Source organism: bacterium (assembly GCA_020444325.1).
In the GTDB taxonomy this organism is placed as follows: Bacteria; Bacteroidota; Ignavibacteria; order SZUA-365; family SZUA-365; genus BM516.
This window is the reverse complement of sequence record JAHLLD010000002.1, coordinates 445,274-460,385: the sequence shown is the minus strand read 5'-3', so window position 1 is coordinate 460,385 and position 15,112 is coordinate 445,274. Positions and strand designations below refer to the sequence as shown.

The 15,112-nt window shown below is 56.7% G+C and carries 12 protein-coding genes; 11 read left to right on the top strand and 1 reads right to left on the bottom strand.

Features of this window, described 5'->3' with window-relative positions; all coding sequences use genetic code 11:
- The first annotated feature begins 6 nt into the window (after positions 1–6).
- The 11 genes from KQI65_04585 (at position 7) to KQI65_04535 (ending at position 11,944) form a co-directional block, all read left to right on the top strand.
- Entirely contained in the window at positions 7–1,614 is a 1,608-nt protein-coding gene (locus KQI65_04585) for a HAMP domain-containing protein (GenBank protein ID MCB2204003.1), read from the top strand.
- A complete protein-coding gene (locus tag KQI65_04580; protein ID MCB2204002.1) occupies positions 1,611–2,969 on the top strand; it encodes a sigma-54 dependent transcriptional regulator in 1,359 nt (452 codons plus the stop codon). Before KQI65_04585 ends, KQI65_04580 begins: the two co-directional genes overlap by 4 nt.
- 2 nt (positions 2,970–2,971) lie before the next feature.
- Positions 2,972–3,514 carry an archaemetzincin gene (locus tag KQI65_04575; protein ID MCB2204001.1) on the top strand — a complete coding sequence of 181 codons (543 nt, stop codon included), beginning with the start codon at positions 2,972–2,974 and terminating at the stop codon, positions 3,512–3,514.
- A 63-nt stretch (positions 3,515–3,577) separates the two neighbouring features.
- Positions 3,578–4,954 (top strand): hypothetical protein, encoded by a 1,377-nt coding sequence (locus KQI65_04570; GenBank protein MCB2204000.1) that lies wholly within the window; start codon positions 3,578–3,580, stop codon positions 4,952–4,954.
- A gap of 138 nt (positions 4,955–5,092) precedes the next feature.
- A complete protein-coding gene (locus KQI65_04565) occupies positions 5,093–5,737 on the top strand; it encodes a TetR/AcrR family transcriptional regulator (GenBank protein MCB2203999.1) in 645 nt (214 codons plus the stop codon).
- Positions 5,734–7,038, top strand: coding sequence for a TolC family protein (locus KQI65_04560; GenBank protein ID MCB2203998.1), 1,305 nt, complete (start codon positions 5,734–5,736; stop codon positions 7,036–7,038). The genes KQI65_04565 and KQI65_04560 overlap by 4 nt, the downstream gene beginning before the upstream one ends.
- A gap of 11 nt (positions 7,039–7,049) precedes the next feature.
- A complete protein-coding gene (locus KQI65_04555; GenBank protein MCB2203997.1) occupies positions 7,050–7,943 on the top strand; it encodes an efflux RND transporter periplasmic adaptor subunit in 894 nt (297 codons plus the stop codon).
- The gene (locus KQI65_04550; protein MCB2203996.1) at positions 7,940–8,872 is read left to right on the top strand and encodes an ABC transporter ATP-binding protein; all 933 of its coding nucleotides are present in this window, start codon (positions 7,940–7,942) and stop codon (positions 8,870–8,872) included. The genes KQI65_04555 and KQI65_04550 overlap by 4 nt, the downstream gene beginning before the upstream one ends.
- Complete coding sequence (locus KQI65_04545; GenBank protein MCB2203995.1) at positions 8,862–9,698, top strand: ABC transporter ATP-binding protein; 837 nt, start codon at positions 8,862–8,864, stop codon at positions 9,696–9,698. The genes KQI65_04550 and KQI65_04545 overlap by 11 nt, the downstream gene beginning before the upstream one ends.
- The gene (locus KQI65_04540; protein ID MCB2203994.1) at positions 9,698–10,801 is read left to right on the top strand and encodes an ABC transporter permease; all 1,104 of its coding nucleotides are present in this window, start codon (positions 9,698–9,700) and stop codon (positions 10,799–10,801) included. Before KQI65_04545 ends, KQI65_04540 begins: the two co-directional genes overlap by 1 nt.
- Before the next feature lie 18 nt (positions 10,802–10,819).
- A complete protein-coding gene (locus KQI65_04535) occupies positions 10,820–11,944 on the top strand; it encodes an ABC transporter permease (GenBank protein MCB2203993.1) in 1,125 nt (374 codons plus the stop codon).
- A 424-nt stretch (positions 11,945–12,368) separates the two neighbouring features.
- Here the strand turns inward: KQI65_04535 and KQI65_04530 are convergent, their stop codons facing one another.
- Positions 12,369–15,104 carry an insulinase family protein gene (locus tag KQI65_04530; protein ID MCB2203992.1) on the bottom strand — a complete coding sequence of 912 codons (2,736 nt, stop codon included), beginning with the start codon at positions 15,102–15,104 and terminating at the stop codon, positions 12,369–12,371.
- Positions 15,105–15,112: the final 8 nt, after the last annotated feature.

Sequence of the window (15,112 nt, the reverse complement as noted above, 5' to 3'; positions counted from 1 at the left end):
GTTCCCATGCGCTTCTATCATTCTCTCAGCTTCAAAATCATTGCAACGGTATTCGCGGCGATGTTCATCGTACTGCTGTCGGTGAGCTACCTCCATATCGAGGCGCAGTACAACTTCCTCGAGCGCACCATTTATCTCTGCGCCGAACGCGCAAGTACCTTTTCCAAGTCGGCCCTTCTGCATGCCATGCAGGAAAACGACAGGGATAACATATGGCAAACAGTGAAAAACATGCGGGAAGCCCCCGGGCTCGACGTAATCCGCATTTATGACAAGACCGGGACCATACGCTATTCCACCAATCGCAGCGAGACCGGCACGCAGGTCGACAAGCGTGCCGATGCCTGCACCATGTGTCACGGGGAATCGTCGACGTTCACGCAGACCAGCAGCGATCAGTTCATGCGTATCTATGACTCCCCGCGTGGACACCGAGTGCTCGGACTCATCACTCCCATTGAAAACCGACCCGGTTGCTCCACGGCTCCCTGTCACGCACACAATCCGAAACAGACAGTGCTCGGCGTGCTCGACGTACAGATGTCCCTCGAGGAAACCGACGCGCATGTTGCCTCACAGCAGCGCATCGCCTTCCTCCTCTCCCTCGCGGCGTTCCTCATCCTCGCCGGGGTCAGTGTGCTGCTCATCTATTTCTTCGTGCACAAACCGGTGAAATCGCTGATCGCCGGTACATCCGCCGTGGCTGCGGGGGACCTCTCGCATCAGATTCACCTTGAACGGAAAGACGAACTCGGGCAGCTCGTGACCTCGTTCAATAAAATGAGCGGGGAACTGCAGAGGGCAAAATCCGCGCTGGTCGAATGGTCGAATACGCTTGAAGACAAGGTTGAGGAAAAGACACAGCAGCTCAATCGCGTGCAGTCACAGATCATGCACATGGAAAAGATGGCGTCTCTCGGCAAGCTGAGCTCCATCATCGCGCATGAACTGAATAACCCGCTGGCAGGCATCCTCACCTATGCAAGGCTGATCGAGAAACGACTCGGCAAGGGTGAAGTTGATGCCGAGCACTGCGAACGCATGGGCAACGAGGTCAAGCTGATCGCTGACGAAGCCCGGCGTTGCGGCGACATCGTGAAGAATCTGCTCTTCTTCGCCCGTGGCGGAGAAGGGAAATATAGCCAGGCAGACCTGGGCGAAGTAGTGGACAAGTCGATCAAGCTCGTCCAGCACAAGATCAATCTCTACGAGATTCATCTCGAAGTACAGCTCCCGCATGACGCCCTTCTCGTCAACTGCGATCAGAATCAGATTCAGCAGGTCGTGCTCGCCATCATTATCAACGCCATAGAATCCATGCCCGAGGGCGGCAGGCTGCGCATCGCCCTGCTGCGGCAGGAGTCGCAGGCGGTGATACGGATCGCCGATACCGGCGTGGGCATCTCGCAGGAAGATCAGCAGCGCATTTTCGAGCCATTCTTCACAACCAAGGAAGAAGGACACGGAACGGGACTCGGGCTCTCGATTGCCTACGGGATCGTGCAGAGTCACGAGGGACGCATCACGCTGAAAAGCGCTCCCGGCAAGGGAGCGGAATTTACCATCATTATCCCGATCTCCGGTCCGGATACGCACAGTCAGGAGGACGCATGAGCGCATTCGATCCATCTGAAATCACCATCATGGTCGTCGACGATGAACTGAGTGTTCGCCAGTCACTCGAAGCATGGTTCCAGGATGACGGCTACAGCATGCTCACCGCGGAAAATGCCGCGGAGGCACTCAAACGCATGCAGGAGCAGCACATCGATATCATTCTGCTCGATATCAAAATGCCGGGGATGGACGGACTGGCATTGCAGGACAGGATTCGGGAGTTCAACCAGGATGTGATCATCATCATCATCACAGCGTTTGCGACAGTGGATACCGCGGTGCGCGCGCTCAAAGCCGGGGCCTTCGATTACACGACCAAACCCGTCGATCCGGACGAACTTTCCATTCTCGTGCGCAACGCTGTCGATCGCATCCGCCTGCAGCGGGAAAACACCGCGCTGCGTGAAAGCATCGATCATCTGCAGTTCGTTGACGATATCGTCGGTGACAGTCCGCAGATGCAGAAAGTTTTCGAACTTGTAAAGACCGTCGCCCCGACCGATTCGACCGTGCTCGTCCTCGGCGAAAGCGGCACAGGCAAGGAGCTGATCGCCCGCGCCATTCACATGAACAGCACACGCAAGTACTTCCCCATTATCCCCGTCAATTGCGGCGCCATCCCTGAAACGCTCATGGAGAGCGAGCTGTTCGGGCATGAAAAAGGTGCGTTCACCGGTGCGCAGTATCGTCGCAAGGGGAAGCTCGAGATGGCCCGTGGAGGCACGCTCTTTCTTGATGAGATCGGGACCCTCGGACTCAAATCGCAGGTCGACCTCCTCCGTGTGCTTGAGGATCGCGAGTTTCACCGCGTCGGCGGTGAACGCATGGTGAAGGCCGATTTCCGCCTGATCTGCGCGACCAACCTGAACCTCGAAGATGAGGTGAAAGCCGGGAATTTCCGGGAGGATTTATTCTACCGCATCAATGTGTTCACCATTTCCCTTCCCCCTCTGCGAGAACGGCAGACGGACATCCCGCAGCTTGCCCGGCATTTTCTTGAGAAGCACTGCAGGACGATGAACCGGACCGTGAACGACATCGCCCCGGAAGCGATGGACATTCTCAAAGCATACGACTGGCCCGGGAACGTGCGTGAACTCGTCAATGCCATCGAACGCGCCGTGGTGATCAACAAGTCGGGTACCATCACCCCCGACGATCTTCCGATGCAGATGGCATCACGTCCCGCCTCGTCTTCAGAGGACGTTACCCTCGCTGACGTGGAGCGGAGACATATCGAACGTATGCTGGCTAACTTCGACTGGAATATTTCGCGCACGGCCGAGCAGCTGCATATCGACCGCGTCACACTGTACAACAAAATCGAAAAATACGGTCTGAAGCGTCCCTGACCGTGCGCAGTATGCAGGTCGTCCGCATTATACCGCTCGGCGCGCATCCCCGGGATGTCTCTTTCCAGTCCCTCATCATGGGACTGGAACAGGTGCTGCCCCTGCAGTGCCGCGTAGAGGCGATTCCCATGGATATCGATGCCGCACTCGACTCGTCCCGCAAGCAGTACCACAGCACGGAATTGCTTGCGAACCTGGTTTCACTGCCCGAACGGGGTGAGCAGCGCGTCCTCGGTATCACCCCATACGATCTGTTCATTCCCGTCCTCACCTTCGTCTTCGGGCAGGCGCAGCTCAATAACCGCGCCGCGCTGTTCTCGACGTTCCGCCTCCACAATGAATTCTACGGTATGCCGCATGCCGCCGAGACGCTGCAATCCCGCTGCCTCAAGGAGGCGCTGCATGAACTCGGGCACACCTTCGGACTCCGGCACTGCCTTGAGCTGCCCTGCGTGATGAACTCCTCCACTTACGTCGAAGACATCGATCTCAAACCTGCGGATTTCTGTTTGCCTTGCCGCGAACATCTGCAGGACGTATGTTGACACCGAACCGCTGAAACAGGGAGCATGTTCAGCGATTGACACACAACATATGGGGAGACCGCAATGCGAGGCTTGACGCAGGCATTCTGTTTTGCGCTGCTCGCCGCCATCGTGTACGTGAGCACGTTCACGGCACCGCTGGCAGCACAGCAGCACTGGTACTATGATTTTGGAACGGGCGTTGACAGCTGCACACAGGGCGTCACAAAGCAGCTGCTGCCAGCACCACCCTCGGGAGACACACGCGTCCGCATAGGATCGCAGGGCGGAGGCGTATATCTCAGGCAGTCCGGCGCCAGTGCCATCGGCAGCGGCAGCGAGATGCTGTTGCGCGCACCGACCGGTTCTTCACTCAACAAAGCGCAGCTGTACGACTTCGCACCCGGTGATGCACTCACCCTTCGCTGCAGTATGCGCATCGATGGACTGCCGGGCGACATCTACCTGTTCGCAGGCAATGGCAGCTGCTTTTCGGACAACGGGGGATTTACCTCGGCCGAGGTGTTCATGGGGGTGCGTTGGAGCATCGACACGGCCGGAACGGTGACCATGCTCGTACGCAGATCCTCGGGATGGACTCCGCTTCCCGCTGCGCAGATCGCGCGCGGAAACGCTTTCCTTTTCGAACTGTACGGGAACAATGGAAACTCATCCCGAAGCTACGTGCACGATAGCGTGCAGACGGTAGCCGCGGGATGCTGTGACATCTGGCTGGGGGGTGTTCGTGTTGCTGACGATATCAGTAAAACAGGACTTCCCGATTCCGTGCTCATCGACTCGTTCATGTGGTATGCCGCCAAAAGCACGGCGAATCTTCTCGAACTCACGGTCGATGATGTGCGCTACCTCAACAGTATCGCCGCACAGCCACTCCCCGTGGAGCTGCAGCACTTTCGCGCCGCACGGAAATTCGATGCGGTGGAATTACAATGGACTACCGCGATTGAGCTGAATAACCATGGGTTTTACGTGCAGCGGCGCACCGGCGCAGTCAGCGAATGGGAGAATCGTGGATTCATACGTGGACAGGGCTGCAGAAGCAGTCCCATGCAGTACCGGTGGAGCGATACCAGCGTCTCGAAATATGCAGAATATGCATATCGACTTCGCCAGCAGGACCGCGATGGAAGCTGCCACTATTCTGCGACCTGCGTCGTGCCCTCCTTCCCGGAAGAGGCAGACAGGGTGCATTGCAGCGTATTCCCTCTTCCCGCCCGCGAAGCAATCTCGGTTGAAATTTCGCTTCCCGCTGCATCGACAATTACCATCCGAGCCGTCACGCTGTCAGGGGAGGTCCTGGCAGAACATTGCGCCGGACGCCTCCTCCCCGCCGGTCGACACGTTCTGTCCCTCCCCTGCAGCTCCTGGCCCAGGGGAATGCATATCCTCGAGATACACGGAGGCGGAATACACGCAGCCCATCCGATGGTGCTTCGCTGACAGTATAAAGTATCGCTGAATACTGTCCGGAAACCCCAATTTTGGAATTTTTTTTCGCTCGGATTTGACTTCCTCAATCCGGGCGTCTATATTTGTCCATACAGTTTAACCGTATGGTTAAATCAACCAGTTAAGGATATGTTAAGCGATCGCAGTTACTCAGAAAGCGAAGAGAAGATTTTCCTGGCCGCCATCGATGTATTCAGCAAGCGCGGGAAGCAGGGAGCGCGGCTGCAGGAAATCGCGGATCAGGCAGGATTGAACAAGGCGCTGATTCACTACTACTTCCGCAACAAGGAGCGGTTGTACGATGAGGTGTTCGTGTTCGTCATCCGCCATTTCTTCCTTCGTCTTGCATCGACTATTCCTGAAAACGCTTCGTTCGATGAGATGCTGAAGCACTTCATCGACCGGTACATGGATCTCCTGAGTGAGAAACCCGCGCTGCCGCTGTTCATTCTGCGCGACATCGCCGACGGTGAACCCCTGCTGGGAGCAAAGATGCGGGAGATCTTTCTTCCGGAGGGAAAGAACGTCCCTCAGGTATTCATCCGGGGCTTCGAGCGAGCGGTGCGCCAGGGTGAGATTCGGGACCTCGGCGCCGCACAGACGCTGATCACGGTGATGGGATCCTGCATTTATATTTTCGCGGCCTTCCCGGTGATTTCAGCGGTACTGCCTGAGATTGCAGAGCAGCGGACGGCATTTCTCGAAGAACGCAAGCGTCATATCTACGACATACTGATGAACGGACTCAAACCACGAACGGAGCTGCACTCATGAAATGGCTGTTCACTCCCTTCCTCCTCATCCTGCTTGGAACAAGTGCGGTTGCGCAGCGCGAACTTTCGCTCGCGGAGGCACAAGCACTTGCGCTCGAGCATTACCAGGATGTGCACCTGGCGGAACTCGCCGTGCAGCGTGCGGAGCAAGGTGTTGACGCGGTACGCGCCCGCAGGCTGCCCAGGCTCGATTTCGAAGCCGGGTACACGCATGTCAGCGAAACCGCAAGCATAGATTTTCAAATACCCGGCGTCCTTTCACGCAGCATTTCCTTCGGCGATGGCAACGTGTATGAGACTGCCCTCACCGCCAGCGTCCCGCTGTTTTCCGGTTTCCGGCTTTCCGCCATGCAGGACGCCGCGGAAACGCGCAGCAGTATCGCGCGGGAGGCACTGCAGGGTACGCGCACGGCACTGCGTCACCGCGTCGCCCTGCTCTATCGCCGCGCTCAACTCGCCCGGCGCAGCGTGCACATCTATGATGAACAGCTGCAGTGGCTGGGCAAACAGCTGGAAACGCTCAAGCAACTCTATGCCCAGGGACAGGTGCTGGCCTATGACACGCTGCAGCTTTCGACCCGCCGCAGTGCGCTCGACCTGCAGCGCAGTTCAGCGCTTGTCGAAGAACGCAACACCCTGCTCACACTCGGAGAACTGCTGGTGCAGTCCGCGGGGAGTTTTTCCATCAGTGAAGAAATCACCTACGACGAAGCGCCGCTTCAGGAGTATCGCGCGGGGAAGCTCGGAGACATGGCGCTTGAGAAACGTTCTGACTTCCGCATCCTCTCGCTGCAGGAAAAGCTCTACCGTGATGTCGTTCGCAGCGAGGAAGCCGACTACTACCCTTCCCTCCAGGCCTTTGCATCCTACCGGTATGGACGTCCGGGCGTCGATCAGATCAGCAATGAATGGATGGATTATTACACTGCCGGCGTAAAACTGCAATGGAACCTCTGGTCCTGGGGAGGTGATCGTGCGGAGGTGGCGCAGCAGCAAATCGCGTTGAAGGAAACCGAGAGCAAGCGCAGCCGGCTCCGCGGCAGAATACTCACGGGTATTGACCGCATCGTCAACGAACTCGACGTCCTGCAGGCAACACGATCCGTACTTGAACGCCAGGTCGAGGAGAACGCCACCAAGCAGCAGCTGGTCCGTGCCCGGTTTACGCAGGGACTGGCGACGGCGACGGAACTGGTGGACGCCGAAACCGCGACGACCACCGCCCGGTTGCAGCGCGAACAGAATGAAATACGCTATGCCATGAAGCTCACCGAACTTGCCGTTGAAACTGGATGGAATTAAGGAGTACCCGAATGAAAGCGCGCATTATCATACTCACCGTCACACTCCTCGCATTCTCCGCATGCGGCAACGGAAATGATGACGCCCTGCAATACACCGGCATCATCGACGCCAACACCGTTCGCGTGAGCGCAGAGACCCCGGGACGCATTATCGCCCTGGAAGCGGACGAAGGGAACACCGTCAAGCGTGGTGATCTTCTCGCCCGCGTGGAAACCGAGCGGCTCGATTACCAGCTCGCGCAGAGCGGTGCGCAGCAGATGGAACTGGCGCATCAGATAACTGCTGCGAAGTCCCGCCTGAATGCCGCACGCGTGCAACGTGACAATCTCGCAACACGTCTCGAGCGCTTCCGCGCCCTGCTCAAACAGGAAGCCGTAACCCGACAGGCCGTCGACGACCTGAGCACGCAGTTCGAAGCCGCCGAAGCGGAAATCGCCGCGGCAGAAGCTTCGCTGGCCGCACTGCAGAGCAAGACGGGCCAGATCGATGCGGGACAGGATATCGTCCGCAAGCAGTTGCGCGATGCCGATATCGTATCTCCTCTCGACGGCAACGTGCTTGTCCGCTACGCCGACCGCGGTGAACTGCTTGGCATCGGTTCCCCGGTCTTTGAAATCGCCGACCTTTCGGAACTGTGGACAAAAATCTACATACCGGAAAAGCGGCTGCCGGAGGTCATGCTCGGTCAGCGTGTCAGCGTGCGCATTGACGGGAGTGACGAGGTGCTGTACGGCACCGTCAGCTGGATTTCGGAAAGCGCGGAGTTCACGCCCAAATCCATCCTGACCGAAGAGACGCGTACCGCACTCGTTTACCCTGTCAAGGTCACTGTCCCCAACGACCGCCAGTTGCTGAAGATCGGCATGCCCGTCACTGTCACCATGGAGAAGGGTAAATCATGACACCGCTGTTGTCGGTGAAGGACTTCTCAAAATCCTATGGCTCCGTCCGCGCAGTGCAGAACCTCGACTTCGAGGTCGAAAAGGGAGAGCTGTTCGGACTGATTGGTCCCGACGGTGCCGGGAAAACCACCACCATGCGCTGCATCGTCACCCTGCTGCGTCCCGACAGCGGGCGTATTACGGTAGAGGGAAAAGATGCCGTGCACGAGAGCAAGGCCATCCGCGCGATTACCGGGTACATGCCGCAGCGCTTCTCGCTCTATACGGACCTCTCGGTCGGACAGAATCTGCGTTTCTTTGCCGACCTCTTTGCCGTACCGCGTGAGGAAATTCCGGTACGCATGGAGCGCCTCTACCGCTTCAGTCGGCTGGAGCCGTTCGCCGATCGTCTGGCAGGCAGGCTCAGCGGCGGAATGAAGCAGAAACTGGCACTGTCGTGCACGCTGATACACAACCCCGTGCTTCTCGTGCTCGACGAACCCACGACTGGCGTTGACCCCGTGTCACGAAAGGAATTCTGGGACATCCTCCAGGAACTGCGCGACCAGGGGGTGACCATACTCGTCAGTACCCCGTACATGGACGAAGCCATGAAATGCGACCGTATCGTCATCATGCATGATGGACGCACGCTCGCGCAGGGGACACCGGATGCGCTGATCAACTCCATGCAGTATCCCATTTATGCACTGTACGATCAGCGGCTTGTGAAGGATTACGAACAGCTCGCGCTTGCTCCGGGTGTGCGCTCCGTGCAAACCTTCGGCGACAGTCTGCATGTCACGACCGAGGCTGAGGTGACCGCTGACGACCTCACACGAGAGATCCAATCCCGCTTTGATGTGAAGTCCGAAGCGAAACGCATCGATGCTTCGCTTGAGGACGTCTTCATCTCGCTTATCGAGGAAGGAGCGGAACATGTCGACTGATCTCGCCGTCTCCGCGCGCGGACTGACCAAACGCTTCGGTTCCTTCACCGCTGTCGATGGTATTTCACTCGACGTACAGAGAGGAGAAATATTCGGCTTCCTCGGAGCCAATGGCGCCGGTAAGACGACGGCTATTCGCATGTTCTGCGGGCTGCTCCCTCCGAGTGCCGGGGAGGCGACCGTGGGCGGATTCGACGTCCGAGAACAGGCCCGCAGCATCAAGCAGTCCATCGGCTACATGAGCCAGAAATTCTCGCTGTACGACGACCTCACGGTTGCAGAGAACATTGAATTCTACGGCGGCGTGTACGGTCTGTCACGTGAAGAAATCATCATGAAAACCGACCGCATGCTCGACGAACTGAATCTTCGCGGACGCGAAAACACCATCACCCGCGCACTCCCCCTCGGCTGGAAACAGCGCCTCGCCCTCAGCGTCTCGCTGCTTCACGACCCCTCCATCATCTTCCTCGACGAACCGACGGGCGGCGTCGACCCGATATCGCGCCGTAACTTCTGGCGCATCATATACGATATCGCCGCCAGCGGGAAAACCGTGTTCGTCACCACACATTACATGGATGAAGCGGAGTATTGCGGACGCGTTTCCATTATGTACAAAGGACGTATCATCGAACTTGGTGCGCCAACGGAGCTGAAACGCAAATACGGTCGCGACAGCATGCAGGACCTCTTCGTGCATCTCGTCACGGAGGACGAACCTGATGAACAAGGCGAACCGGATGAACAAGGCGAACCTGATGAACAAGGCGAACCGGATGCACCGATCAATGCCGGATCCAGTATCCGGGGAGGCGATGCCTGATGCGCAGACGCCTGCTCGCAATCATCCGCAAGGAATTCATACATATCTTCCGTGACTGGAGAACGCTGCTGATTATCCTGCTCATGCCGATTCTGATGATTGTGCTGTACGGCTACGCCATCACACTCGATATGCGGAATATCAGCTTTGGCGTCATCGACGATGCGCGCACACCCGAGAGTCGCATGCTCATCGAGGCGTTCAGCGAGAACGGATTCTTCAAGCCCTATACGCAGGAAGTGAAGCGCGACAACATCGAGCATCTCTTCATGCGACGCGACGTCCATACCGTCATCATCATTCCGAAAGACTTCTCAAAGCAGCTCGCAAACAATCACCGCAGCACCATCCAGCTGATCATCGATGCGAGCGACAGCAATGTCGGGACCTTCGTCAGTAATTATGCCGCACAGGTACTGCGTCTCTACAACCAGCGGATGAATCGTGAACTGCCGCTGCTGTTTGAACTCTCACCGCGCATTTTCTACAATCCCGATCTCGACAGCACCAACTTTTTCGTGCCCGGACTCGTGGCACTTATTCTCATGCTCATATCCGCGCTCCTGACAAGCATCGCCATCACGCGGGAAAAGGAAACCGGAACCATGGAACAGATACTCGTCTCCCCCGTGAATGCGCGGGAGATCGTACTCGGCAAGGTTTTCCCCTATATTCTTCTCGGACTTTTCAATGCCGGAGTCATCCTCGTCAGTGCCTGGGTGCTGTTTGCCGTGCCCGTACGGGGCAGTCTGCTGCTGCTCGGACTCATGTCGCTTATCTATGTTTTCGTCGCGCTCAGCTTCGGCCTCATGATATCCACCGCGGCGAAGACACAGCTCATCGCCATGTTCGGAACGCTCATGGCCACGATTCTCCCGACCATCATGCTCAGCGGTTTCATATTCCCGATCGCCAGCATGCCGCAGGCGCTGCAGTACCTGGCAAACATCCTCCCTGCAACGTATTTCCTGATCATCATCCGCGCCATCATGCTCAAAGGCGTGGGACTATCGGCACTGTGGCCACAGGCACTTATCCTCGCAGGGATCGGCACGTTCCTTCTTCTCGTCGCGACGCGGCGTTTCAGTATGCGACTCGAATAATACATCAGCACGGCAGCCATGCAGCGCATCTACTATCTCATACAGAAAGAATTCCGTCAGATCTTCCGCGATCGTCCGATGATGGCCGCGCTGTTTGTAATACCCTTCATACAGCTCGTGCTTCTCGGGAATGCCATCACCACGGATGTCACGAACCTCGATATCGCCGTCTGCGATTTCGACCGCACACCCATGAGCCGGGAATTCCTGCGCCATTTCGGCGACACGGAATACTTCAATGTCGTCGCCATCGAGGACGACTACGCATCCCTCAAGCATTTGCTTGATGAAGGAAAGGTCAAGTTCGCCCTGGTGATTCCCGAACACTTTCAACGTGATCTCGTCGGGGGTGAGCGTCCCGCAATTCAGTTGCTGATCGACGGCATTGACGGCAACAGCGCCGGTGTCGCCATCGGCTACCTCTCCGCCATCGCCGAGCAGCATCAGGTCGATCTCATCCGTATGGAGCCGTCGATGGGACGTGCCCTCCGCACGGCCACCGTGGTCAGCGCAGAGCCCCGCTTCTGGTACAATCCGGAAATGGAAAGCAAGGTGTACATCGTGCCCGGCATCGTCGCCCTCATCCTTCTGATCATCACCGTCTTCCTGACGAGCATGGGCATCGTGCGAGAAAAGGAAATCGGCACACTTGAGCAGCTTCTCGTGACCCCCATTCGCTCGTACCAACTGATACTCGGAAAGATCATTCCTTTCAGCATCCTGGGCTTCATCGAAATGTCCGTCGCCATCGGCTTCGTCTACCTGATTTTCGGCATCGGCGTTGAAGGCAGCCTGTGGCTGCTGTTCTTTGAGTCGGCCATCTTCATCCTCACCACTCTCGGTGTCGGCATTTTCATTTCCACCATCTCGGAAACTCAGCAGCAGGCCCTGTTCGTCGGCTGGTTCTTCATGATCTTCGCCATCCTGTTGTCGGGCTTTTTCATCCCCATCGCCAACATGCCTGATGTCATCCAGTATTTCACCTACCTCAATCCCCTTCGATATTTCATGGTGATCTTGCGGGAAATCTACCTCAAGGGCACACCGATTCAGTATCTGCTCCCTGAAACAGCAGCCATGATCGGCTTCGGTGTCACCGTCTTCAGCGCCGCCGTCATCCGCTACCGCCGCGTACTTAAGTAAATCAATCTGGGGGAACACGGATTCTCACGGATCGTACAGATCTTCACTGAGGAAAGTCGGAAGCCGGATTTGTCAACAAGTACGGCAGCTGATCAGGAATTCGTTTTCAACTGCCATCTTTGTATACAAGTTCGGCCTGCCCCTTTCTCCGTGAAAATCCGTAAGACCCGTGAAAATCCGTGTTCCCCTTAATTTCTCCCAAAATAAGTTCAGCCCTTTTCGATCGGTGGTGGAAGGACCAGAAGGAAAAAGGGCTGAAGGAGGATATTATGCACGCATTGATACGCCCGGGGCGGTACATTGTTGCATGCTCGGGGAGATTTTATTGGTCATAAATCGGGTACTATGCAGAGCGCTCCGGCGAATGATCACCGGAGCGCTTTGAAAGGGTGGAAACTGCCGCGTTCAGCGGCCGGAGCGATGCTCAGCGGAGCACATTCCCTTCGGCATCTACGACAACGACATTGCCCCAGTTGAGGGCTCGTATGCCCTGCTCGATTTCAGCGAGATCACCGACGACGACGGTGATGGCGTGCGGGAAATTAAAGTATTTCTTCGCAGCGCTGGTGACGGTTGACGGTGTCTGTTTTTCAATGGCGGGGATGTATCTGTCGAGATCGTCGATTGGAAGCCCCATGGCCAGCACATGCGTAATCTGTCCGAGCACCATGTCGTTGCTCTCGAAATTCTGCACATAGCCACGGGAGAGGTTTTTCTGCATTCCCTCAAGTTCCGTCTGCGTGACAGGAATGCTTCCGCTGATACCTTCGATTTCCTTGCGGAATTCAACCAGTGCTTCAGGAGTGAATTTCGTCTGCACACCTGCCATGGCGGACCAGTAGCCATAGTCCTTCGCATTGACCATGTGACAGAATGCACCGTACGCGTAGCCCTTGTCTTCGCGGATATTGAGATTGAGGCGCGACGAAAATGCGCCGCCCAGCAGTCCGTTAGCCAGATTCAGCGCGTAGTAGTCCGGAGTCTGGCGCTCGGGAGCGACAGAACAGATGCGTACCTGCGATTGAGGTGCGCCCTGCTTGTCTACCAGGTACACCGTCTGTTCGGCTGGTGCTGTTGCGGGAGGCATGGTGACGTCGGGAATGGCGCCCTTCTCCCACGCACCCAGGTATTCCGATGCGAGGTCGCGCGCTTCGTCCATGGTAATATCACCGACAAACATCAGTACCGCGTTGTTGGGTCTCCAGAATTGCTCCCAGGTTTCGCGAAGATCGGAGGTGGTCAACGCGTTGATCGAAGATTCCGTACCGCTGGAATTGCGTCCGAGGGGATGGTTCTCCCCGAACAGCATGCGCATGGCAATGTTGTTCGCGATGCTGCCCGGGTCACTCATCCTGCGCTTGAGTCCATCAAGCGATCGCTTCTGCAGACGGGCGAATTCTTCCTCATCCATCGCCGGATGCAGAACGACATCGGCCATGATGGCAAATGAAGGTTTGAGATTCTTCGCGAGACTGCTGAGGGTGACGCCGGCACTGAATTTGCTTCCATTGACGCGAAGACTCGATCCATACTGATCGAGATCGCGCTGCAGTTGCAGTGCATCGCGTGAGGTCGTGCCTTCATCCATGATTGCTGCGGTCAGCGAGCTGCGTCCCGCCTTTTCCGCCGTCTCCAGCACATCCTGCGTCTTGATCATCAGACTGGTGGAAACCACAGGCAGGTCCGGCCGCGGGGTGACAACGATTTCGAGTCCGTTATCCAGCGTACTGCGCTGCGTTTCGGGTGCCTTGAAACTCAATTGTCCATCGGTGGAAGGAATGACCGTGCGATCGAATTCTTCAGCATCGGGACGACCGGAAGTTTCCGGCGTGATATATATCTCAAGCCTGTGCGCATCCGCGATCCACTTGCGGAACGTGGACACGACATCCTCGGCCTTCACGTTCTGATAGCGATCGAAATCCTTCTGGAAATAATCCGGCTCCCCGAGAAAAGTGTTATACGAATTGAGACGGTCCGCAATACCTCCGAAACCTCCGATACGCTCGAGTCCACGCAAAAAGCCCATCGCCATTTCCGAACGAATACGCTGCATTTCCTCTTCGGTGGGACCCTTGGCGAGGAAGGACGCCATCTCTTCATCAACGATTGTTTTGATCTTTTCCAGATCCGCTCCCGGACGCGCGACGACTGTGATCGTAAATTCGCCGCTTATTTCCCGGCAGCTGTTTGAAATGCGCACGCTGTTGGCAAGCTGCAGATCGCGCACCAGCCTGCGATTGAGATACGAGGTCTTCCCGTGTCCGAGGATGGATGCGGCAAAATCCAGCGGCGCCTCTTCCTTCGAGAACATCGGTGGCGTGGGATAGACGAGCTGCAGCATGGCCATGGGAACGCGGTCTTTCGCCATCACCTGCTTATTGCGATTGAGGGTCGGGATATTCACTCCCGGACGCGACAGCGGCTTGCCCGGCGCAAGCGGACCGAAGTACTTGTGTACCAGTTCCTTTGCATGCGCAGGATCGAAATCGCCGACGAGTGTGAGCGTGCAGTTATTCGGCACATACCAGGTATTGAAGAAATCCTTGACGTCATCGAGCGTCGCATTTGTGAGATCCTCAATGGAGCCGATGACCGTGTGTGCGTAAGGGTGTCCGGCGGGATACAGATTATCCGCAACGAGATACTTCACCGCACTGTACGGCGAATTATCACCCTGCCGCTTTTCATTTTTCACCACGTCCTGCTGATTGGTGAACTTCTCTTCGGTGAGTGCGTCATCAAGGAAGCCCATGCGATCAGACTCCAGCCACAACGCATACTCGAGCGAAGTGCTGGGCACCGTCTCAAAGTAGTTCGTCCTGTCATTGTTTGTTGTCCCGTTCACTCCCCCGGTGCGGAGATTCGCGCCAGCCTGTTCGGCAAGCTGAAGATACTCACCCACGACGTGCTTGGATCCCTGGAACATCATGTGCTCGAAAAGATGGGCGAATCCGGTCTTTCCAGGCTTCTCGTTCTTCGAGCCAACATGATACCAGAGATTCACATTCACTGCAGGAATTTTCTTGTTCACGCAGAGGATGACCTGCAGACCATTCGACAGCGTGTATTTCTCATAATCGATTTTAGGCAGTTGCTGTGCCGTGCTGTTCGCTGTAATGAACAGAACGGAAAGCGCGAGGATAAACCAACGGAACATTTCTACAC